We start from the raw sequence: 20974 nt of genomic DNA on the forward strand, positions 1-20974 counted from the left end.
ACCTGAAACTAGGGATTTTTCGAATGAATGATAAGAAATCGTCTGATGAATGTTACAAAATATATTATTAAATTGCTGTTTTATAAGTTGAAATTTGATTGCGTCCTGCAAATTTTGCTTGATAAAGTGCCTGATCGGCCATGCGAATTACACTTTGTAAATCTCGGTTTTTTTGACCAAATTCGGCAACACCAATTGAAACGGTAAATTTAAGTTTTTGTAGTGTATCAAGTTCTAAATAATCATCGGCTATTGCCCGTCGCAGACGTTCGGCAATGTCTTGAGCCTGACGCAGGTGTGTCTGCGGTAAAAGAATTATAAACTCTTCACCGCCGAAGCGGGCAATGATGTCTTGGCTACGTAAAGTATGTCGGCACGTTTCGGCAATTTGTTGTAAAACATGATCACCAATATAGTGCCCAAACTGATCATTAATATTTTTAAATTTGTCGACATCAAAAATCAGTAATGAAAGCGGCTGTAACGATTTGGACTGATGATGAATATGATAATTGGCAAGTTGAATAAATTGACGTCGATTGTTTAAGCCAGTCAGCACATCGGTATGCGCCATAATATTGAGCGCTTCACGGTTCAACTGATCGAGTTTACTGTGTAAAAAAACAATTCTGGATTTTTGCGTTGAATTCCAACTGATATACAAACTAAATAACAACACAGGGGAATAGATCAAGATAAACAGTTGCAGTTGATGGATATTGCCAGAAACGGCGAAATACACCCCAATCAGCAAGATTAGACTGATACACAGAGAAATGAGCACAGCAGCTTTAAAGCGGATTTGCACACATAAATTGGCTAACACGATAAAAACCAAGGATGCATATAAATAAATCGGCACATCAGGGCTATTGGATAAATTGAGTAGACTAAACCACAGGGCAGAAGCGCCAACGATCGATAGGGGAAGCATCAAGTCAAAGAGTAAAATGCTCTTGCTATATGTATAAATGACCCATGTGATGCCCATCATCAGTAAGGTATAGGCCGTTTTTAAGCCTATCGCGAGCAAGCCCACATCGGGCAACATAAACCAATCCGCTATGGCATAAGAGAGATAGGCCAATTGTGCCACGATGTTGACTTGGAAAAAGAATTTAAAAAGTTGACGACGATGGTAGTGGAAAAATTCTTGACGAAATTGAGCAGGAACGCGAATAAAGGTTCCTTTCAAGGCATTTTGGATCAGTGCACGTGATTCTTTCTTATACTCATTGATCATGCAAAATTACCGACGGGTGAGCATGGTTTGTATGTAAATTTATGTAACTCAAATAATTCATATCATTTTTATTTAAAATTAAACACGTTATTTCAATGATTTGTGAATTATTTGGTATTGTTTGGTCAAAAATGAGTGTTAATTTGTGTTGCTTAAATTAACATTTCACGTGATTTGAACAAGTAATTTTGCATTGGGTATTGTCTAAATAAGCATCAATAACTGTTATGCTGTATGTCATATTAGGCAACAAAAAAACGATTGTCCTATCTCTGTGATTCAGCGTATTAATGACAGCTGAAGAAGATTGAGTTAATGCAGATATAATGGAAAAAAATGCATAGCTCTAGCCGATAGTCCTTGCATCGGCTTAGCCAAATTTAGGGTAAGAATATGACCAATACCAATTACACAGAAATATCTCATTCCGACGATTGTGAAAAATACGTCAATCAGTTCATTCAAGAATTTCCACTGCGCCGTGCTGAAATTGGTCAAGGCACAGTGATTAAACGTGCTTTACCGAGTCGGCATAAACGGATGATTGGTGCATGGTGTTTCCTTGACCATGCCGGTCCAGTGCATTTTCCGCAAGGTGATGGCTTAGATGTTGGGCCGCATCCACATATTGGTTTGCAAACGTTTACCTGGATGATTGATGGCACCATGATGCATACCGACAGTTTGGGCACACATCAGTTAATTCAGCCCAAACAAGTCAATCTCATGACGGCAGGTTATGGTATTTCGCATACTGAAGTTGCTCCAGAATCTGAAACGCAAATGCATGCTGCGCAGCTTTGGATTGCATTGCCAGATGACAAAATCAATATGGCGCCCCAGTTTGACCATTACCCAGAGTTGCCAGTGGTGACACAAGACGGGATTGAATTGACGGTCTTGGTCGGTGAATTTTTGCAGACTAAATCGCCGGTAAAAGTACATAGTGAATTATTAGGTGTCGATCTGCGTAGTTCGGAAAGTCAAAGTACCGTCTTGCCGCTCAATCCAAAATTTGAATATGGCTTTATGGCCCTCGAAGGGACTGCCAGTGTCAATGGTCACGAGCTCAATGAAGACAATATGGTGGTACTTGAGCCGGGCTTAACCCAAGTCAAAATTGATCTGCACGCAGGTGGCCGTGTTTTATTATTAGGGGGTGAACCTTTTGAATCACCGATTCTGCTGTGGTGGAATTTTGTGGGGCGCACACAAGAAAAATTGAATATTGCCCGTGAGCAGTGGATTAATCAGGACGAACGCTTTGGCTCTATTCCTGACTATGATGGTCCACGACTAGAAGCACCGGCTTTCCCTGATAAAATGCGTCCATCACGTTAACTTAAAAATAAAAATGAACAGCCGTACCTGTGGTGAAAATGGTGCGGCATAACCATGAGGGAGTCATTATGGGTATCGTCGCAACGGCAACAGTAAACACCTTAGAAGCACCATGGTCAGGTGAAATTCAGAGTGGAAAACATCAACTTATTACTGATAAGCCCGAATCATTTGGCGGCGGGGACTTGGGTTTAGCACCGTATGATTTACTGTGCGCATCCTTAATCTCATGCACAATGATTACCTTGCGCATGTATGCAGCACATAAACAAATCCAATTGGGTGAGTTTCGTGTCGAGGCAGACTTTTGTGCGAACCGTGAAGGAGCTGAATGGGTTGAGCGACGCCTGCATTTTCAAACGTCCTTGGATGCAGAATTAGAGCAAAAAATCTTGTCCATTTGTGAAAAAACCCCAGTGACAAAAACTTTATTGCGCAGTGTAGACATTAAAACCACTCTAGTTTAATTTAAAAGCAGGTCGCTGCTGTACTGTGCAAAATTTAGTTTTGATATAGCCCTAAGCAGTGATCTGACACTTTTTATGATTTAAGTACTTCAAAATAATAATGGCTTGCTAGAAATAAGAAAATTTTAGACTTCATATAGGAGATGAACCCATGCGGGTGCTACATCATCTAGAAAAATCTCGTTCATTTCGTATTTTATGGGCAATGCAGGAATTAGGACTGGATTATCAGGTTCAGTTTTATCTGCGCCAGCCAAATTTGTCTGCTCCCCCTGAGCTTAAAGTCATCCATCCTTTAGGGAAGTCGCCCATATTGCAGGATGATGGACTGGTCTTGGTAGAATCTGCAGCGATCTTGGAGTATTTACAAGAGAAGTATGATCGGCATGATTTTTTTGCAGCCAAGGCGGAACATTCAAAACAACAATATCGCTTTTGGATGCATTATGCCGAAGGTTCTCTGATGCCATTATTGGTGATGCAGTTGGTCATGAGCAATGTGCCACGCCATGTACCTTGGGTCATCAAACCCGTAGCTAGCCGCATTTGTGATGGGGTCAAAAAAGGTTTTGTACGACCGCGTTTAAAAGAACATATCGAGTTTTTAGAAAATCACTTAGCGGAAAATGAATATTTTGCGGGACCGTTTAGCTTTGCGGATATTCAGATGACGTTTCCATTAGAAGCCGTCATGACCAGAACTCAAGGGCGATATCCACAAATTCAGGCTTTCTTACAACGGATGCAACAGCGTCCTGCATATCGCCGTGCCAAACAACAAGAAGAACAGTTGGAAGCACAGCAAGACCGGCAGGATGATTCTGCTTAGCTCACATGATACAAGCGTTCTTTAGGGAAGACGACTTTAAACAGCGAACCACGGTTTTCTTTGGATTCAATTTCAAGGTGTGCCTGATGTTGCATCAAAACGTGTTTCACGATGGCAAGACCTAAACCTGTTCCTCCCGTTTGGCGACTACGTGCGCTGTCCACACGGTAAAACCGTTCCGTTAAACGGGGTAAGTGTTTCGGGTCAATCCCGATACCCGTATCTTCAACGGTAAAATAACCATGCGTACCATCATCATGCCAACCAATGGTCACAGTACCGCCTTTCGGGGTGTATTTAATTGCATTGGTGATGAGGTTACTAAAGGCACTCGCCAATTCCATATCTGATCCGATCAGGTCACAGTGACTATCAATCTCGAGATTCAGTGTATGTCCATAATCCACATTGTAAGCATGTGCATCGTCATACAGTTGGTTCATTAGGCTGGGCATTTCAATGATTTGATTTTTAGCAACTTTTTTATCATTTTCCAGACGAGATAATAATAACAAGTCATTAACCAAAGCATTCATACGGCGGGTTTGAGACTGCATTTGATCGAATGCGCGTTTCCAGCGTGGATTTAAATCTTCCTGATCGGTAAAGGTTTCGATATAACCACTTAAAACCGTGAGCGGTGTGCGTAACTCATGTGAAATATTATCAACAAAGTCTTTACGCATCTGCTCAAGGTTATGCATACGTGTGACGTCATAGGCCACCAATAAACGACTTTCGCGACCAAAACGGGTCAATTTGACTTGCACATAATGGTCTTCGAGCACTGATGATTTCATTTTCAAACCATCGGGGGCTAAATCGATATTGGTAAAGTATTCGATAAAACTGGGCTGTCTTAAAATGCTTAAAATATTGCGCCCTTGATCGAGCTGTTGAATCCCCAAAAGCTTTTCTGCGGCAGGGTTCCACCATTCGATTTGGTGTAATTCATCAATCAATACCACAGCTTCAGCAAGTGCCACTAAGGAAGATTGAGCGCGGTCAATTAGGCCGACCATTTCAGCTTGTACAATGCGTTCTTGGCGCTGGGCACGGTATACATTAAAGAGCAAAGCCCCCCAAATACCGTCTAAATTCGGCGGGACATCATAGGGACGGTTTGAAATCCATTCGTTGACCAAGTACAGCGAACGCATTTGCAATGCAAAGAACACTGCAAAGGCAATTAAGATGCAGATCCATAAGTACCCGATACCAAAGCCGATGAGTGCAGCAATGAGCAGGAAAAATGCCAGAAGTCTCAAATCCTGCTTGGCAAAAGTCCATAAACTGCTGTAACGGAATTTTTTATGTTCACTGGCAAGTTCAGGGACGGGATACGGTTCGTACATAGAAAATTAAAGACCTAAAATGACTAACCCATCACAGCGTCTGCACGGGTAGAGAAACGGTAACCTGTACCACGAACAGTTTGCACATAACGATCGGCTTGGAAAGGTTCAAGAACTTTACGCAAACGACGAATATGAACGTCAATGGTACGGTCCTCAATATACACGTTTCCACCCCAAACCTGATCTAATAATTGAGCACGGGTATAGGCACGTTCAGGATGAGTCATGAAAAAGGCCAATAGACGATATTCAGTTGGTCCCATATCTAAAATGGTGTTGCCAAAGCTGACACGTTGGCTGACTGGATCGAGGATTAAGCCATTGGCATCAATGGTTTTTTCACCCCCCAATGCATTTGAGCGACGTAGCACCGCTTTAATGCGTGACACCAACTCACGGGTGGAAAATGGTTTGGTCATGTAGTCATCTGCGCCCGCGTCTAGACCTTGGACTTTATGGTCTTCTTCACCGCGTGCAGTGAGCATGATGACTGGAATCTCTGACAAATTTTCATCGCGTTTTAAACGACGACATAGGTCTACACCACTCACGCCGCCAGGCATCATCCAATCTAATAAAATCAGTGCAGGACGCTGATCCACAATCATTTGGTGCGCTTGTTTGGCATCTTCAGCTTGCTGACATTGAAAACCAGCCATATCCAGTGAAGTATGGATCATTTCCCGAATCGGGAGTTCGTCGTCGACGATTAAAATATAGTCATCTTTCACAGCGCAATACCCTATTTTATGTAAACGGTAGACCGTTTTATATTTATGACAGGCTTATTACAAAGATTAATTATGACAGTATCATTGCAAAAATGATCTTTCATTGGGGTTTAGAAAGAAATTGTGACAATTTAAATCCTGAAATATTCAACAACATGGGCTTTGCATCATGCTGTTGTCACAAAAAAATCATTCAAAAAATTGTAAAGATCAGTGTTGAGGCCAAAATTTATTTACTGGGTTTTTCAGAAAAAGCATCCAACAAGGCCAAAAAGACCACGCTACATGACGATAAAACCTCATCAATCGGCTGTTTATAACCACTCATGACCCAACGAATCGCGATTTGAGTGACATAACCATTGAGACCAGTTGCGACCATCGAAATTTCACGTTCTGAACGATCAATATTCGGCATCATGAGCATGACAAAGGCATGAATCATACGGTCAAAGCGCATCATGGTTTCATGAATCGTGGCTTGGTTATGTAGCTCTTGTACCAACATAGCATCGATGTAAATGATGCGCGCCATACGGGGATTATTTTTTAAAGTTAACAGTAGGGCGGTTAAGCCCGCTTCAATCATTTTTTTAGAATCGGTAGATGCTTGCATGATGGCTTGCATCACATTTTGTTGCAGTTCATCGATTAATTTTAAAAAGATGGTCTGGAACAGTTGCTCACTTTTCTTAAATGATTCGTAAAAATAGCGTTCGGTCAGCTTGGCTTCCAAACAAATATCTTTCACGGTCACGGAAAAAAAGCCATGTGTACCATAGGCTTCTATACCGGCTTCAATCAGTTTTTCACGTCGCGCTTGCTTACGTTCACTGAGAGAAAGCCCTTTAAATTGACGTTCCTTCACATTTTTTGCCTGTTGTTGTTCTGTGTGATTTGTTGCATCTGTCATGAAAATATACGCTGAATTAAAGCAGAATTTTGTCTTATTTTAGCAATAATTTCAGTTTAAACCTATGTTTAAGCATTGGCGATTTCAACAGCTTAGCACGTCCTAAGATGACATTGACAATATGTATTGTCAAACCTATATTAAGTCGACGAACTGCACACATTGGCAAATGAGATCACGCTGTGATAAAGCCAAGCGGCAGCATAAAGGAATAAGGAATCACAATGAAAAACTTCAAAAATAAAGTGGCTGCCATTACAGGTGCAGGTTCAGGTATTGGTCAGCAATTGGCTGTGCTTTTGGCTAAACAAGGCTGCCATCTGTCTTTAAGCGATGTGAATGAACAGGGGCTAGCGGCAACCGTTGAATTGGTTAAAGCCAGCAATGTACGTGTAACGACGCAAAAACTCGATGTGTCAGACCTTGCGGCAATGAAAGCATGGGCAGCACAGACCGTTAAAGATCATGGTTCGGTGAATATGATTTTTAACAATGCGGGTGTGGCATTGGGCACGACCGTTGAAGGGGCAAGCTACGAAGAGCTGGAGTGGATTGTTAATATTAACTTCTGGGGTGTGGTTTATGGCACCAAGGAGTTTTTACCGTATATTAAGCAAAGTGGTGAAGGTCATATCATCAATATTTCCAGCTTGTTTGGCTTAACGGCACAGCCAACACAGTCGGCATATAATGCCACTAAATTTGCAGTACGTGGCTTTACCGAATCTTTACGCCAAGAATTGGATATTGAAAACTGTGGCGTGAGTGCGCTATGTGTACATCCGGGCGGGATTCGTACCAATATTGCCAATGCCGCAAAAATGAATGATAGCCTGAAAAGTTTAGGCATGAACCCGCAAAAATCGGCACAGTCCTTTAATAAATTCTTGCGCTGTCCACCTGAAGAAGCGGCTCGTCAAATCATTGAAGCAGTACAAAAAGATAAGCGTCGTTTATTGATTGGTAATGATGCAAAAGCGATTGATTTAATTCAACGTTTGCTTCCGACGGGTTATCAAAAATTAACTGCCATGGCGACTAAATTTGGTCAATAAGCGGTAATTAAAATCGATTGAAAGCCCACGTCAGTGGGTTTTTTTTATGCCCAAAGGAAAGCCCAAGGCGTATTGCTTATTTCATAAAATGAGATATAAAAATGGAGATATCTGATGATTTGAAATAAGCAACTGTTGAATAACCAACAGTTTTTTGGCGTCAAAACCAACAGAATCTATCGGGTTTGAATAATAAAACTTTAAAAAATAAATACTTAAAATGTTGGCACAGTTGTTGCCATATTAGAGTGAACAAAACTCACCACTGTATGGAACATTTATGAGTACTTTTACGCATCGATATCTTTCTGTTTTTCGTGTCCTGCAACAGGCATGTTGTTGTGCTATGACACTCGCGATGATGCGCGCTTAAATTCTAAAAGCTGTCTTCGAGTTTCGGTCGTGCATAAGTTGAATAAAACCTACGACCACTCAGATTAATTTTTAAAAACCCACGCAGTACATTCACTTCATGCACCTTGCATGGGGTTGGGGGATTTTGCGCTTTGGGAAAAATGTTAGTGAAACCAAATCATGAAAAAAACCACATTAACCGTTGCGGTCGGACTGATTTTATCCGCAACCAGTCCGCTGAGTTTTGCATCGGATGAAGCACTTCAGCAAGAACTGAGCAGCTTAAAACAACAAATTGAGAGTTTGCAAAAACGCTTAAATGCAGTGGAATCTGGTACGACCAAAAGTAAAGTCGTAGAAACGGCCGCGTTGACGACAGAAGATCCGAGCAACGCCGCTGATGTTGAAGGTGAAACGCAGGTTTCAGAAGTGACCGCAGCAACATCCGAAGATATCGACGGCTTACGTGCAGATATTGAAAACTATAAGTACGATCAGTCACGTCAATATGAACGTCAAACCACCAAATCGACTCGTGATACAACCCTGTATGGCACAGTTCAACTACGTGCCAGTGCGCTCGATGAAACGGGTGTGTTGGGTTCAACCAAATCGACATTTGATATTGGGACTGCGCTGATCGGTGTACGCGGGAATTTATTCCGTGATTATAACGAAGGCAAAAACCTCGACTATCAATTGTCCTTTGGTTATGGCAAACGCAATGATGGCACCAATAACAGTAACTTTAACTTACTAGATGCCTTTGTTCGCTATAACGCTTTTGCCACCAATGCGGGCCCTGAAACTGCCAAACTCAACTTTACGCTCGGTCAGCAGTTATTGCCCTTTGGTCTAGATGTGCAGTCTCCTGAAGATTTGCGTCCGACCATTAATACCGCTGCAGCTTCGACCTTTCTAGGACTGTTTAACCGTCAAAATGGCTTTATCGTCCGTGGAGATGCCAAACCTTTTGTCGACTTTGCATCGAACTACCGTGCGCCGCTATTTGAGTATGCCTTAGGGGTAACCAATGGGAACGCCAGCAATAAGGCAGATGACAACAATGGCAAAGATTATATCGGTCGTGTGGCTTTTACCTTGCCAGTGGACTACGCCAGCATTTTCCGTGAGTTGAAGTTCGGTGCCTCTTATATCAAAGGCGAATCGAAAATTTCAGCCGGCGGAATCACTGACGATGCTGCAAAACGTGATCGTTTGGGTTTCGATATTTATTATAACCACGCCCCATTTGGTGTGACTTATGAATATGTGCAAGGCAAGACCGATTATGTCGACACCGTAGCCCAAGACATCAAAGAAGCCAAAGCGGAAGGGCATACTTTTACCGCTTTTTACACCTTGGGTGATCAGTTCTACAACAGTATTAAATCCAATGCCAAATTTGATGATTTCTGGCCGAAGTCAGTCCAAGGCTATTACCGTTTTGACCGCTATAACCCGAATAGAAACAACGCAAGCTATCTCGATACCGCGAGCGGTCGTATTGGTGAATATGACATTCACTCTTTGGGTTTAAACCTATTTTTTGCGCAAACCACAAAATTCCAATTACAGCTGAATCACTACCTGTTTGATGTCGAAACGGCAAATCAAAAAGACACCAATGAGCTGCAAGCTCAAGTTCAGTACACCTTTTAATTCAAAAATTTAAATCATTAAGGAACATTTAAAATGAAAATTATCTCTAAAAAAATCGCAGCCACATTCTTGGCACTTTCAGCACTTGGTCTAAGCGTTCAATTGCATGCTGCCAATCCCAAAGAAATTCGCATTTCTGTATCAGCTGCGGGTGAGGGGGGTAAACCCAAAGTGGGCGGTAGTTTTGTAGCTACAGCACATTTACGAGGTGTGCTCGAACAAGAATTTAAAAAAGATGGCATTAAGGTGAATTGGCTCTTTTTCCCCGGGGCTGGACCTGCAACTAACGAAGCTTTAGCCAATGGCAAAGTTGACTTTGCATTGCATGGCGATTTGCCCTCATTGGTTGGACGTTCGACGGGATTAAAAACCAAAGTGTTGTTTTCAACAGGGCGTTTTGGCCCAACTTATGTGGTGGTGCCTGCCGGCTCTAATGCCAAATCCTTTGCAGATCTCAAAGGCAAAAAATTCTCCGTCTTTAAAGGCACCAATGGTCAGATCGTCTTTAACCGTGTATTAGCAAAATACAATTTAACTGAGCGCGATTTACGAGTGATTTCGCAAGATGCCTATTCGGCGCGTACTGCGTTAGCGACAGGTGATATTGATGCCACGATTACTTCACCGTTTAGTTTGCAAGCGCGTGGTGTGGCGAAAACATTACTAGAAATTAAAGATCCGAAAGTTGCACCGATTGCGCACTTTTGGGTGACAGAAAGTTTTGAAAAACAATATCCAGAGGTGGTGCAACGTGTCGTGACGACACTGATTAAACAAGCGCAGTGGAGTTCTCAAGAAGCCAACCGTAGTGCGCAATATAAACTCTGGGCTCAAAGTGGCATTCCATTGGTGGATTATCAAAAAACATGGGATGGTTGGAATTTAAAAGACCGCACTACACCGCTACTAGACGAGTTTCATCGTTCACAAATTGATAGTGCTTTAAAAATTGCCAAAGACGCACGCTTAATCCGTCGTGATGTGGATACCAAAACGTGGTATGAACCGAAGTATCTAAATAATGCCTTGAAAGAGCTGAAGTTAGAGGGTTACTGGCGCCAATTTAATGCTCAAGGTCAACCGAAGTAAGTCACAGCCATGAGTCGTCCGATTGAAAGCAATGTAATTGCCAGTCCATTAACCACCAAATTTATGAGCAGTTTTGTGCTGCTCACGATTTTGGCTGGACTGGGTGTAGGTGTCGCACGAGTTTTAATTTCCTTGTATGCCGTGCATTTAGAAGCCACCGAATTGCAATTAGGGCTAATTTCTGCAGCGCAAAATATTGGCATTTTGATCATGGCATTGCCGATTGGCGTGTTGGTACAGCGCTTTGGGTCTTTGAAAATATTCTGCATCGGCAGTGTGTTGGGCGCTTTGGTCTATAGCTTAACGCCACTCAAAGCTGGTGCATGGTACCTCTTTGCGGTGACAGCCTTAGTAAGTTTTGTCTTACCCATGCGTTTTGTTTCGATCAATACCGTTTTCCTGAGCAATTTAAAGCGTTTAGGTCCAGCCCGTGCGGGTTGGTTTCGCGGTTCGCACATGATGGGATATTTCCTGATTGCGCCTGCATTGAGCGTGTTGTTGATCGAACATTTCGGCTATGGCGGAAGTTTTTATGTGGTGTCTTTGCTTTTTTTAGGCACCTTGCTGTTGGCTCCGTGGTGCTTTCAACGTAGCACTCCGCAAGCGACGAATCGCCCGCATTTTCAATGGCGAGATATTGTGGCGCCTTTGGCACTCATCAAAACCCATGCCTCGCTGCGGATTGTTTGCATATTGGAATTTTTGAGCAGCGTGGCAAATAACTACTTTGGCTTTTTCATTGTGGTGATTGCTATCCAAAGTTTTGCACTTTCAGAGCCAATGGCAGTGATGCTGCTGACCGTACAAGGCATTGTCTTTGTGGGATCGCTATTTAGCATGGGCGGTTTGGCTGAGCTGATGGGTTATCAAAAGTTTTATTTGATTGGCCTAAGCCTGATGGCAACGGCATTACTGATTTTAGCCTTAACCAAAATCACGCTGTTGATGTGGCCTGCTTCGGTCATGTTTGGACTTGGACTCGGTATGTTGCATATCGCCAATTTTATGTCTTTCGCCCGAGTGGGTGAGCAAACCGCGATGGCTAAGATTTCTCCAATTTTAGCCCTCGTCGGACCTTCGGGTGGACTGTTGGGTGGCTTGATAGGCGCCGTATTTGGCGCACAGGTTGGACTACAAAATTTATTTTTACCGATCGGGTTGGTGTTTATTGGTCTGATTATTTTGATCAGCAAAGATCAGGAATTTATTCAATTTTTAAAACCTGATGTCTCAGAACAGAGCGTAAAAGGACAAGAATTATGAGCCTTACGGATGTATCTGCACATTCGGTTCCCTTGCAAAGTGACCGAAGTGCGTTGGATTTTTTTAAGACCTATTTAAAACTAACTTTGCAAGTGGCGTGTGGACTCCTGATGCCAGTTTTGTTGTTCGGTCTATGGTATGTGGCAACACTCAAACATTGGTTGCCAGAGCAAATTTTACCTGCACCGAGTTTGGTGTGGCAAAGCACAGTTGAATTATGGCAAAGCGGTGAATTGAGTTTTCATTTTGCCATCAGTGCCAAACGTATTTTATGGAGTGTCTTACTTGGTGCCAGTGTCGGGATTTTGCTTGGTACTGTGTTGGGATTGGCCAAACGTAGTCGGGACTTTATTTTTCCGACGGTGAATCTTGTTGCGCAATTTCCCATAGTTGGCTGGATTCCATTATTGATGATTTTCTTAGGCATCGATGAGGCTTTGAAGATTGCCGCTATTTCATTGGCTGTGTTACCGCCGCTGTTGATTGCAACCTATAAGGGCATTACTCATGTGCCGAATAGTTTGATGGAAGTGGCAGAGGTTTACCAATACAGCAATTGGCAGAAACTCAAAGAGGTGATTTTCCCAGCTGCACTACCTAGTGTGATCAGTGGTTTACGTCAAGGCATTATGCAGGCGTGGTTGGCATTGGTTTTTGTCGAGTTATTAGCAAGTAGTGAAGGGATTGGTTATCTCATGGTGTGGGGACGTCAGCTAATGCAGATGGACTTGATCTTCATGGCGATCATTCTGATTGGTATTACGGGCTATGTCTTAGATACCTTTCTGGCTTGGTTAGAAAAAACGGCACGCTTTCACGCAACCCGAGTAGGAGGGAACTCATGAGCATCCTTTCATTAAACGGGGCAGCGCGCCAAGTCTTAGTTAAAGCAGCAAAAGCACTCGTTCTACCTGTGGCATTTATCGCACTGTGGGCAGTAGCCTCACAGCAAAATTGGGTCGATCCAAAGTTGATTCCTAGTCCATGGCTCGTGCTGCAAAAAGCAGTAACCGTGCTCCAACAACCGAGCTTTTTGACAGGCTTCGGCGAAAGTTTGGCACGAAATTTTATTGGCTATGGCATAGGTGCGATAGCAGGTGTGTTGTTTGGGATCTTGATCGCGAGTTCACGCCTTTCGAATTGGTTATTTGCACCGAGCTTTCATGTATTGCGTCAAATTTCGCTGTTTGCATGGTTGCCACTAATTTCGACCTTTTTAGGTGAGGGACACGGCGCCAAAGTGCTGTTTATTACCTTATCTGTGTTTTATCCCGTGGCGCTACACACCTTTGAAGGTGTGAGCAGTATTTCGCATAAATATCGTGAAGTGGCCGAAGTCTACCAATTTCCAAAGACATACGCGTTTCGTAAATTGATATTACCCGGTGCTTCGGCGCAGATTTTTGTCGGTTTACAACTTGGGCTGATTTTCGCATGGCTTGCCACTATTGGCTCTGAATTTTTATTGGCGAACTATGGCAATGGTCTGGGCAATATCGTGATTCAAGGGCGTCAGGCTTTTGATGTCGAACTGATTATTTTTGGCATGTTGCTGATTGGTGCTGTGGGGGTGTTGCTCAATACGGTACTGACTTGGGTTGAACGTAAAGTTTTAGCTTGGCAGCAGGTTGGATAGGAGAACATAACAATGAAAAAAATGACAATCCATAACATTCCTCAACTCTGGCGTAGCCTATTTTTAGCTGCCTTGGTCGGTGGCACAGCCTTGGTTGGTTGCAGCACGCAGCAAGTGGATGAACCTCAGCAAATGGCTTTAAAAGAACTACGCTATCAAAGCTATCCGGGACTGGTGTCTTTGCCTGAGTTGGCACAAGACTTGGGCTATTTAGGCGACATTAAACTCAGTTATGTCGGCACAGTACAAGGTGGGCCACAAGATTTACTCACCTTGGTGGCAGGAGATGTTGATTTCGCTGGAGCCTTTAATGGCGCTGTGGTGAAAGTTATTGCCGCGGGTCTAGATGTGGTCCCAGTCGTCGCATCTTATGGCAGTGATGCTGAACAAAACGTGGGTTTTTATGTGCTAGAAAATAGTCCTATTCGTAGCCCACGAGATTTTATTGGCAAGAAAGTCGCAGTGAATGCCTATGGGGCGCATTATGATTTTGTGGTGAAAGATTATTTGGCTCGCCATGGATTAACCGATGATGAAATCCGTCAAGTTGAGCTGATTATGTTGCCACCAGTGAGCTCAGAACAAGCTCTACGGAATGGTCAAATTGATATTGCGGTGTTCTCAGGCATTTTGGAAAAACGGGCCTTAAAACATGGTGGTGTACGTAGCATCTTTAAAGATATTGATTTATACGGGCCCTTTACCGCAGGCAGTTTTTCGATGCGTGGAGAGTTTATTCAAGCGCATCCTGAGTTGGCTCGTACTTTTGTCAGTGGCGTGGCCAAAGCTCAGGAATGGCTACACAACACGCCGAAAGAGCAAATCATTGCCCGTATGGAAAGCATTATTGAAAAACGTCAACGCAATGAAAATACAGCACTTATTCCATATTACACAGGCACAGGTGTCCACGAAGTGGGTGGTGTGCAAAAAGATCAGGATTTTGCCCCATGGGTGAGTGCCTTAGAAAAAGAACACAAATTAAAACCAAATCAAATTGAGGTCAGTCGCATCTATAGCAATGAATTTAATCCCTATGCGAAAGACCAAAAATCAAAAGGAATATAACAATGACCAGTGCATTACATTTAGATCACGTGCGTAAGGTATTTCCTGCACAAAACCATGTCGGCAGTAAAAACTATAAGCCTGAATTTGTTGCCGTAGAAAATGTCACTTTGGATATTCAGCCGGGTGAATTTGTTTCAATCGTGGGGCCAAGTGGCTGTGGAAAATCTACATTATTAGACTTAATTGCGGGTTTAACCAAACCGTCTGCAGGGCAGATTTTACTGAGTGGCAAGCAGATTACTCAACCGGGTTTAGACCGTGGCATTGTGTTTCAGCAATATGCGCTCTATCCATGGTTAACCGCACTGGAAAATATCGAATTTGGTCTAGAAGCCAAAGGCGTAGCAAAAAAAGAACGCCGTGAAAAAGCCGAATACTATTTGCAGCTTGTGGGTCTCAGTGGCTTTGAAAAGCATTATCCGAATGAGCTTTCCGGCGGGATGAAACAGCGGGTTGCGATTGCCCGAAGTTTGGCTTATGAACCAGAAATTTTATTAATGGATGAGCCCTTTGCTGCCCTAGATGCGCAAACCCGAGAAACCTTACAAGCCGAGCTGATCAATATCTGGAAAAGCTCGAAAAAAACCATTGTTTTTATTACTCACAGTATTGATGAAGCAATTTATCTGAGTCAGCGCGTGGCGATTATGACCTCAAGACCGGGGCGAATTAAGGAAGTGATTGAAATTCCTCAAAGCCTGCGCAGCTCCAGTGAAGATGTCCGTTCATTGCCTGAATATGGCCGAATTCGCCATAAAATTTGGTCATTGCTCAGTGAAGAAGTGATTAAAGCGCAAGCCCTCGAAAAACATAAACAGCTTGCACATAACTAAAATATTCAGAGGATTTATTTATGTCATCGACTAAACAAGCCATCAGTTATACGCAATCGTATAACGACATTAAACCCAGACTACAATTCACTTGGTTAAACACGGTCTTTAAACGCACCATTGCCATTGTAGCTTTTTTCTTGCTGTGGGAGATTCTGCCGCGGAGTGGTGTGGTCAATCCGGCTTTTTTACCGCCGTTATCTGTAGTATTGGAAACCACATGGCAGCTATATCAAAGCGGTCAATTAGGCATCCATTTCTTGGCCAGTATAAAGCGTTCAATTATTGGTTTCATTTTGGCCCTAGCGATCGCTATTCCTTTGGGTCTCATCATCGGTTGGTACAAGCTCGTGGCTGAAACCTTAAATCCATTGTTAGAACTGTTTCGAAATACCACAGCACTAGCATTAATGCCGCTGTTCATCTTATTTTTAGGCATTGGTGAAACCTCAAAAATCAGTCTGTTAGTGTATGCATGCACATGGCCGATTTTATTGAACACCATTACAGGCGTACAAACAGTCGATCCTTTACTGATTAAATCGGCACGAACCATGGGCCTAAAACCCTATCAATTGTTCCGAAAAGTGATTCTGCCTGCATCCGTACCCACGATTTTTGTCGGTATCCGTCTGGCAGGGGCGATTTCGATTTTGGCCTTAGTGGCAGTAGAAATGTTTGGTGCCAAAGCAGGTCTGGGATATCTGATTATTTATTCGCAATTTAGCTTTGAAATTCCACAAATGTTTGTGGGTATTTTAGTCATTACCCTCGTGGGTTTATCCTTCAACTATTTCTTGATTGGACTAGAAAAATACTTCACAGCGTGGAAACGCAACCCTGTGGAATAATCTAAATGCAATAGAAAAATAAATAAAAAACCTCGGGATATACCGAGGTTTTTTATTACTGATTTTTTATATTTTAAATAATGCAATGAATAAAGAATAATGTAGATGACTATTTATTTATCAGTTTTGTATGGATTATTATTTTAATGTGGAGAAAATAAAAATATGACTTATTTATAATAAGCCATATTTAATTAGGCGAGTGCGAATGACGTTGCGTGTCACTCCAAGCAAACGAGCCGTATGCACTTGATTGTATTGACAGTGCTGATACGCACTTCGGATAAATTTTTCTTCAATCAGCTCATTAATATTGTCATGCTTAAGTTGATTTGCGGCTTGAAAAATTTGTAAAAAGGTCTGCTCAAGTAACTGTCCAGCATCTTGAATATCTTTGATGTTGGCTACAGCAGAGGTGGCATTTTGTAAGTTAAAAGGTTCTGCACGCGAAAACGACGATGCACTTTGAATACTCGAAAAACTAATATCTTCTGGTTCAATCACACCTTTTTCACTGACTAAAATCGCATGTTGAATGGTATTTTCTAATTCGCGAATATTTCCCGGCCAGCTATGTAAATGGAGTTTCTTGAGCGCCAATGGGCTGAGGCGTAATGGTGTGTCATGTGGGTTGGTTTGATAGACCTGAATGAAGTGTTTAACCAAAGGCAAAATGTCACCACGACGCTCTGAGAGACGTGGAATGCGTAGCAACGCCACATGTAAGCGGTAGAATAAATCTTCCCTGAAACGCCCGTCCTGTACGGCATGCTCTAAATCGACATTGGTTGCGGCTATGATTCGGACATTAATTGGAATGGATTTGAGTGAGCCGACTCGAACGATCTCTCTTTCTTGTAAAACACGGAGTAATTTGACTTGCATTTGTAAGGACAGATCACCAATTTCATCTAAAAATAAGGTGCCATTATGGGCTGCTTCAAACCAACCGACACGGCTATTAATTGCCCCTGTAAAGGCTCCTTTTTCATGTCCAAATAGTTCGCTTTCGACTAATGACTCGGTAAAGGCACCACAGTTCACTGCGATAAATGGACCTTTGGCACGATGGCTTAATTGGTGGATTTGGCGTGCAACCAATTCTTTACCTGTGCCTGTATCACCAATGATGAGTGCATTTGCCTCACTTGGTGCAATTTGTTCAATTCGAGACAACAACGCTTGCGATAACGGGTCTGCAAAGACGGTCGCTGTTGCCCGTTTATGTTTCAGTGCAGAGGGCACTGCAGGGTGGGTCAAAATAGACATATCGTTTCTTATAGTTGTTGAAAATACAGATCATGATGAAAGATTTAAAAATAAAAGATAAATAATAATTCGATATTTAAATATCAGTTTCACCGATAAATTCATGCGTGGATTATTTATCTGATTTTAAGATAAATAAAATCGGGATAACTAAAGGATAAATCAAGATATAGCAAGTGATTGAACTGTTTTATAGTAAAGCTCTCTTAATAACAAAAGGCATAATTAAAATGGCGATTACTTCAGTAAATGTGCGAAACCAATTCAAAGGCGTGATTAATGAAATCGTAGAGGGTCCTGTGGTTTCAGAAATTGATGTGGAAACCAAAGCGGGCTTTTTTACGTCCGTGATCACGACGCGTTCGGTGAAGGATTTAGACTTAAAAGTAGGTTCAGAGGTAGTGGTGTTAATTAAATCGACGGAAGTGTCACTGGCTAAACTCTAAGGTTTAGTCCAGCAAAGTTTGTCAGCACAAATAGAGAATAATGATATGAGCGTAGAACAAGCTGGTTCGGTTTCTATTCAGCAGCTAACGAAACATTATCCCACACAAAAGCAAGAAGACTTAACCGTACTTGAGGACATTAACCTGAATATTCAGCCGGGTGAGTTCATCAGTATTGTGGGAAGTAGTGGCTGCGGAAAATCCACATTATTACGGTTGTTGGTTGGTCTAGAGCGTCAGTTTCAGGGCCAGATTTTGGTTGATGGTCAGCCTATACAGGGCACGAGTTTGGAACGTGGTATCGTGTTTCAAGATCATCGCCTGTTTCCATGGTTGACGGTAAGAGAAAATGTACGGATTGCATTGCATAAAAGTCAGTTTAGCCGTGCAGAAGAAGATGTATTGATTGATGAACATTTAGAGTTGGTCAAATTAACCCAATTTAAAGATGCTTATCCTTCGCAGTTGTCTGGTGGGATGAATCAACGTGTGGCGATTGCCCGGAGTTTGGTGAATCGACCACAGATTTTATTACTCGATGAACCCTTTGGCGCACTCGATGCATTGACCCGTCAAAATCTACAGGATGAATTGCAGCGAATTTGGCAAAGTGAAAAAATCACCATGATTATTGTCACCCATGATGTCGAAGAAGCGGTATTTTTGGGTGATCGGGTAGTGGTCATGCAGCCACATCCGGGACGAATTAAACGTATTGTAGATATTCATTTAGCCCATCCGCGTAAACGCGAAGATGTCCGTCTGATCAATATTAAAAATGACATTTTGACTGACTTTAGTGATCCAGTAAAAGATCAGTTGCTTGAACCTTTATCTCACCGATTTGCCGATTATAAATTTGCATGGTAAGTCTGAATTGACCATCACCTAGACAATGTAAAAGCCCTGAATTCAGGGCTTTTTTTAGGCTTATCAAATATAGGTCAGTATGATCATCGCTTAAGTTGGATTAATATCAGTCCATAAAAATGCCCCAGTTGGGGCATTTGTTTTTGAGTTTTATTAAACGTTGGTTTATGAGGCTTGGGAGGTATGTCTTTTTTCTAAAACATATTGGTTTTCAGGTCGTTTTAAACCTAAGTTTTCTCGTAAGGTCTTGCCTTCATAAGCCGTTCGGAATAGACCGCGACGTTGCAGTTCAGGAACGATGAGATCGACAAAATCATTTAACCCCGCAGGTGTTGTTGGCGGTAGGACATTAAAACCATCGGCAGCGTCATTCTCAAACCATTCTTGCAGTTGATCTACGACTTGTTCAGGCGTGCCAATCAAGGTCCAATGTCCACGGGCTGAAGCGATATATTGATAGAGCTGACGAATACTAAAATTGTGCTTACGGGCAATATCAATCATCATTTGCTGACGACTGGAGAAATTAATGTCTGCATCTTCTATTTTCGGGAAAGGGGCATCTAGATCAAATTTGGCCAGATTAATGCCGCCTGCCAAAGCAGACAATAAACTTAAACCCACTTCTGGGTGAATTAAGTTATTTAAAAAGTCATATTTTTCTTGGGCTTCTTGCTCTGTCTTGGCAACAAAAATCGAAACCCCCGGCATAATTTTCAAGTCATCCGCATGGCGGCCATATTTCACTAAGCGGTTTTTGACATCACGATAAAAGGCTTGCGCATCTGCTAAGTTCTGCTGTGCTGTAAAAATCACTTCGGCATATTTACCGGCTAGTTCACGACCATCTTCAGATTGCCCAGCTTGAACAATCACCGGATAGCCTTGCGGTGGGCGAGAGACGTTGAGAGCACCCAGTACCTGATAGTATTGGCCCTGATGATTGGGCTGATGTTGTTTTCGGGCATCAAAAAATTGCCCAGTTTCTTTGTTGTAATGGAAGGTATCATCCTCCCATGAGTCCCATAGTTTTTGAGTCACCTCAATAAATTCATCGGCACGTTCGTAACGCTCTTTGGGTTCAGGGTGCTGCTGAATGTTAAAGTTTTTTGCGGCATCGGCAGAGGCTGTCGTTACTACATTCCACGCAGCACGACCTTTAGAAATATGATCTAAAGAAGCAAATTTACGCGCCAAAATGTAAGGGTCTTCATAAGTCGTGGATGCTGTGGCAATAAAGCCTATATTTTGCGTCACAGCCGACAGTGCAGCAAACAATGTAACAGGTTCAAAGCCAACGCCTTTATCGCCCAAACCTTTCTCACCTTCGACAGCAGAACTCCAACGGACAGACAGACCATCGGCAAGAAAGTAAGCATCGAATAAACCACGTTCTGCGGTTTTTGCCAGTTCAATTGCATAATCAATATTGAGATGATCTTGTGGGCGAGATTCAGGATGACGCCAACCTGCGACATGCTGTGAGGTGGTTGGAATAAAAGCCCCAAGCTTTATTTGACGTTTAGACATAAAAAATTTCTCATCCCAATTATTCTTAAAAGATAAAAGGAATAAGAACAAAATCTATGCCAAACCATAATTGTTTGAAAATAAGAGGGTTTTAATTTTTTTTGGTTCAAGGTGTAGATAAATCAACAGGATATAAAACCAAATGTTGAAAAATAAACAGCAG

At 42.4% G+C, this 20974-nt stretch carries 20 protein-coding genes; 14 read left to right on the top strand and 6 right to left on the bottom strand.

Annotated elements, in window-relative coordinates:
* Positions 1-67 precede the first annotated feature (67 nt).
* Entirely contained in the window at positions 68-1243 is a 1176-nt protein-coding gene (locus tag FTT85_RS12010; RefSeq protein ID WP_180183622.1) for a GGDEF domain-containing protein, read from the bottom strand.
* Between the two features lie 393 nt (positions 1244-1636).
* On the opposite strand from FTT85_RS12010, the gene FTT85_RS12015 reads away from it, so the two are divergent.
* The 3 genes from FTT85_RS12015 (at position 1637) to FTT85_RS12025 (ending at position 3880) form a co-directional block, all read left to right on the top strand.
* The gene (locus FTT85_RS12015) at positions 1637-2584 is read left to right on the top strand and encodes a pirin family protein (protein WP_180183623.1); all 948 of its coding nucleotides are present in this window, start codon (positions 1637-1639) and stop codon (positions 2582-2584) included.
* A 68-nt stretch (positions 2585-2652) separates the two neighbouring features.
* Complete coding sequence (locus FTT85_RS12020; protein WP_111885787.1) at positions 2653-3051, top strand: OsmC family protein; 399 nt, start codon at positions 2653-2655, stop codon at positions 3049-3051.
* A 151-nt stretch (positions 3052-3202) separates the two neighbouring features.
* Complete coding sequence (locus FTT85_RS12025; protein ID WP_180183624.1) at positions 3203-3880, top strand: glutathione S-transferase family protein; 678 nt, start codon at positions 3203-3205, stop codon at positions 3878-3880.
* On the opposite strand, the gene phoR is transcribed toward FTT85_RS12025, so the two are convergent.
* The 3 genes from phoR to FTT85_RS12040 all read right to left on the bottom strand — a co-directional run bounded on the left by phoR (position 3877) and on the right by FTT85_RS12040 (position 6882).
* Entirely contained in the window at positions 3877-5235 is a 1359-nt protein-coding gene (gene phoR / locus FTT85_RS12030; protein WP_078191505.1) for a phosphate regulon sensor histidine kinase PhoR, read from the bottom strand. The two genes, FTT85_RS12025 and phoR, sit on opposite strands and share 4 nt — an antisense overlap.
* Positions 5236-5258: 23 nt before the next feature.
* A complete protein-coding gene (gene phoB / locus FTT85_RS12035; RefSeq protein WP_078194048.1) occupies positions 5259-5969 on the bottom strand; it encodes a phosphate regulon transcriptional regulator PhoB in 711 nt (236 codons plus the stop codon).
* Positions 5970-6198: 229 nt separating this feature from the next.
* Entirely contained in the window at positions 6199-6882 is a 684-nt protein-coding gene (locus FTT85_RS12040; protein WP_078191503.1) for a TetR/AcrR family transcriptional regulator, read from the bottom strand.
* A gap of 224 nt (positions 6883-7106) precedes the next feature.
* Between FTT85_RS12040 and FTT85_RS12045 the strand changes: the two genes are divergently transcribed.
* The 9 genes from FTT85_RS12045 (at position 7107) to FTT85_RS12085 (ending at position 16696) form a co-directional block, all read left to right on the top strand.
* The gene (locus tag FTT85_RS12045) at positions 7107-7937 is read left to right on the top strand and encodes an SDR family oxidoreductase (protein ID WP_078194047.1); all 831 of its coding nucleotides are present in this window, start codon (positions 7107-7109) and stop codon (positions 7935-7937) included.
* A gap of 534 nt (positions 7938-8471) precedes the next feature.
* Positions 8472-9953 (top strand): carbohydrate porin, encoded by a 1482-nt coding sequence (locus tag FTT85_RS12050; protein WP_180183625.1) that lies wholly within the window; start codon positions 8472-8474, stop codon positions 9951-9953.
* A gap of 33 nt (positions 9954-9986) precedes the next feature.
* Entirely contained in the window at positions 9987-11042 is a 1056-nt protein-coding gene (locus FTT85_RS12055; protein ID WP_180022184.1) for an ABC transporter substrate-binding protein, read from the top strand.
* A gap of 9 nt (positions 11043-11051) precedes the next feature.
* Positions 11052-12305, top strand: a complete 1254-nt coding sequence (locus FTT85_RS12060; protein WP_180026154.1) for an MFS transporter — start codon at positions 11052-11054, stop codon at positions 12303-12305.
* On the top strand, positions 12302-13150 hold the full coding sequence (locus FTT85_RS12065) for an ABC transporter permease (RefSeq protein WP_180026153.1): 849 nt from the start codon (positions 12302-12304) through the stop codon (positions 13148-13150). Before FTT85_RS12060 ends, FTT85_RS12065 begins: the two co-directional genes overlap by 4 nt.
* On the top strand, positions 13147-13941 hold the full coding sequence (locus tag FTT85_RS12070) for an ABC transporter permease (RefSeq protein WP_180003524.1): 795 nt from the start codon (positions 13147-13149) through the stop codon (positions 13939-13941). The genes FTT85_RS12065 and FTT85_RS12070 overlap by 4 nt, the downstream gene beginning before the upstream one ends.
* A gap of 12 nt (positions 13942-13953) precedes the next feature.
* Positions 13954-15009 (top strand): ABC transporter substrate-binding protein, encoded by a 1056-nt coding sequence (locus FTT85_RS12075; protein ID WP_257223990.1) that lies wholly within the window; start codon positions 13954-13956, stop codon positions 15007-15009.
* A 2-nt stretch (positions 15010-15011) separates the two neighbouring features.
* Complete coding sequence (locus tag FTT85_RS12080) at positions 15012-15845, top strand: ABC transporter ATP-binding protein (protein ID WP_078191496.1); 834 nt, start codon at positions 15012-15014, stop codon at positions 15843-15845.
* A 20-nt stretch (positions 15846-15865) separates the two neighbouring features.
* Entirely contained in the window at positions 15866-16696 is an 831-nt protein-coding gene (locus FTT85_RS12085; protein ID WP_078194039.1) for an ABC transporter permease, read from the top strand.
* 174 nt (positions 16697-16870) lie between these two features.
* On the opposite strand, the gene FTT85_RS12090 is transcribed toward FTT85_RS12085, so the two are convergent.
* Positions 16871-17965: a sigma-54-dependent Fis family transcriptional regulator gene (locus FTT85_RS12090; protein WP_180160185.1), complete on the bottom strand. Its 1095-nt coding sequence runs from the start codon at positions 17963-17965 to the stop codon at positions 16871-16873.
* A 230-nt stretch (positions 17966-18195) separates the two neighbouring features.
* Between FTT85_RS12090 and FTT85_RS12095 the strand changes: the two genes are divergently transcribed.
* Both FTT85_RS12095 and FTT85_RS12100 read left to right on the top strand, forming a co-directional pair.
* A complete protein-coding gene (locus FTT85_RS12095; RefSeq protein ID WP_067765474.1) occupies positions 18196-18411 on the top strand; it encodes a molybdopterin-binding protein in 216 nt (71 codons plus the stop codon).
* A gap of 45 nt (positions 18412-18456) precedes the next feature.
* Positions 18457-19281, top strand: coding sequence for an ABC transporter ATP-binding protein (locus tag FTT85_RS12100; protein ID WP_180035131.1), 825 nt, complete (start codon positions 18457-18459; stop codon positions 19279-19281).
* Between the two features lie 165 nt (positions 19282-19446).
* Here the strand turns inward: FTT85_RS12100 and FTT85_RS12105 are convergent, their stop codons facing one another.
* Complete coding sequence (locus FTT85_RS12105) at positions 19447-20811, bottom strand: LLM class flavin-dependent oxidoreductase (RefSeq protein ID WP_180122450.1); 1365 nt, start codon at positions 20809-20811, stop codon at positions 19447-19449.
* Between the last annotated feature and the right edge of the window lie 163 nt (positions 20812-20974).

The organism is Acinetobacter sp. YH01020 (assembly GCF_013420275.1).
In the GTDB taxonomy this organism is placed as follows: domain Bacteria; phylum Pseudomonadota; class Gammaproteobacteria; order Pseudomonadales; family Moraxellaceae; genus Acinetobacter; species Acinetobacter amyesii.

What these genes read in the sequence shown, in the direction of transcription:
- FTT85_RS12010 (WP_180183622.1), bottom strand. Translation starts at nt 1,243, where the DNA reads ATGATCAATGAGTATAAGAAAGAATCACGTGCACTGATCCAAAATGCC.
- FTT85_RS12015 (WP_180183623.1), top strand. Translation starts at nt 1,637, where the DNA reads ATGACCAATACCAATTACACAGAAATATCTCATTCCGACGATTGTGAA.
- FTT85_RS12020 (WP_111885787.1), top strand. Translation starts at nt 2,653, where the DNA reads ATGGGTATCGTCGCAACGGCAACAGTAAACACCTTAGAAGCACCATGG.
- FTT85_RS12025 (WP_180183624.1), top strand. Translation starts at nt 3,203, where the DNA reads ATGCGGGTGCTACATCATCTAGAAAAATCTCGTTCATTTCGTATTTTA.
- phoR (WP_078191505.1), bottom strand. Translation starts at nt 5,235, where the DNA reads ATGTACGAACCGTATCCCGTCCCTGAACTTGCCAGTGAACATAAAAAA.
- FTT85_RS12040 (WP_078191503.1), bottom strand. Translation starts at nt 6,882, where the DNA reads ATGACAGATGCAACAAATCACACAGAACAACAACAGGCAAAAAATGTG.
- FTT85_RS12045 (WP_078194047.1), top strand. Translation starts at nt 7,107, where the DNA reads ATGAAAAACTTCAAAAATAAAGTGGCTGCCATTACAGGTGCAGGTTCA.
- FTT85_RS12050 (WP_180183625.1), top strand. Translation starts at nt 8,472, where the DNA reads ATGAAAAAAACCACATTAACCGTTGCGGTCGGACTGATTTTATCCGCA.
- FTT85_RS12055 (WP_180022184.1), top strand. Translation starts at nt 9,987, where the DNA reads ATGAAAATTATCTCTAAAAAAATCGCAGCCACATTCTTGGCACTTTCA.
- FTT85_RS12060 (WP_180026154.1), top strand. Translation starts at nt 11,052, where the DNA reads ATGAGTCGTCCGATTGAAAGCAATGTAATTGCCAGTCCATTAACCACC.
- FTT85_RS12065 (WP_180026153.1), top strand. Translation starts at nt 12,302, where the DNA reads ATGAGCCTTACGGATGTATCTGCACATTCGGTTCCCTTGCAAAGTGAC.
- FTT85_RS12070 (WP_180003524.1), top strand. Translation starts at nt 13,147, where the DNA reads ATGAGCATCCTTTCATTAAACGGGGCAGCGCGCCAAGTCTTAGTTAAA.
- FTT85_RS12075 (WP_257223990.1), top strand. Translation starts at nt 13,954, where the DNA reads ATGAAAAAAATGACAATCCATAACATTCCTCAACTCTGGCGTAGCCTA.
- FTT85_RS12080 (WP_078191496.1), top strand. Translation starts at nt 15,012, where the DNA reads ATGACCAGTGCATTACATTTAGATCACGTGCGTAAGGTATTTCCTGCA.
- FTT85_RS12085 (WP_078194039.1), top strand. Translation starts at nt 15,866, where the DNA reads ATGTCATCGACTAAACAAGCCATCAGTTATACGCAATCGTATAACGAC.
- FTT85_RS12090 (WP_180160185.1), bottom strand. Translation starts at nt 17,965, where the DNA reads ATGTCTATTTTGACCCACCCTGCAGTGCCCTCTGCACTGAAACATAAA.
- FTT85_RS12095 (WP_067765474.1), top strand. Translation starts at nt 18,196, where the DNA reads ATGGCGATTACTTCAGTAAATGTGCGAAACCAATTCAAAGGCGTGATT.
- FTT85_RS12100 (WP_180035131.1), top strand. Translation starts at nt 18,457, where the DNA reads ATGAGCGTAGAACAAGCTGGTTCGGTTTCTATTCAGCAGCTAACGAAA.
- FTT85_RS12105 (WP_180122450.1), bottom strand. Translation starts at nt 20,811, where the DNA reads ATGTCTAAACGTCAAATAAAGCTTGGGGCTTTTATTCCAACCACCTCA.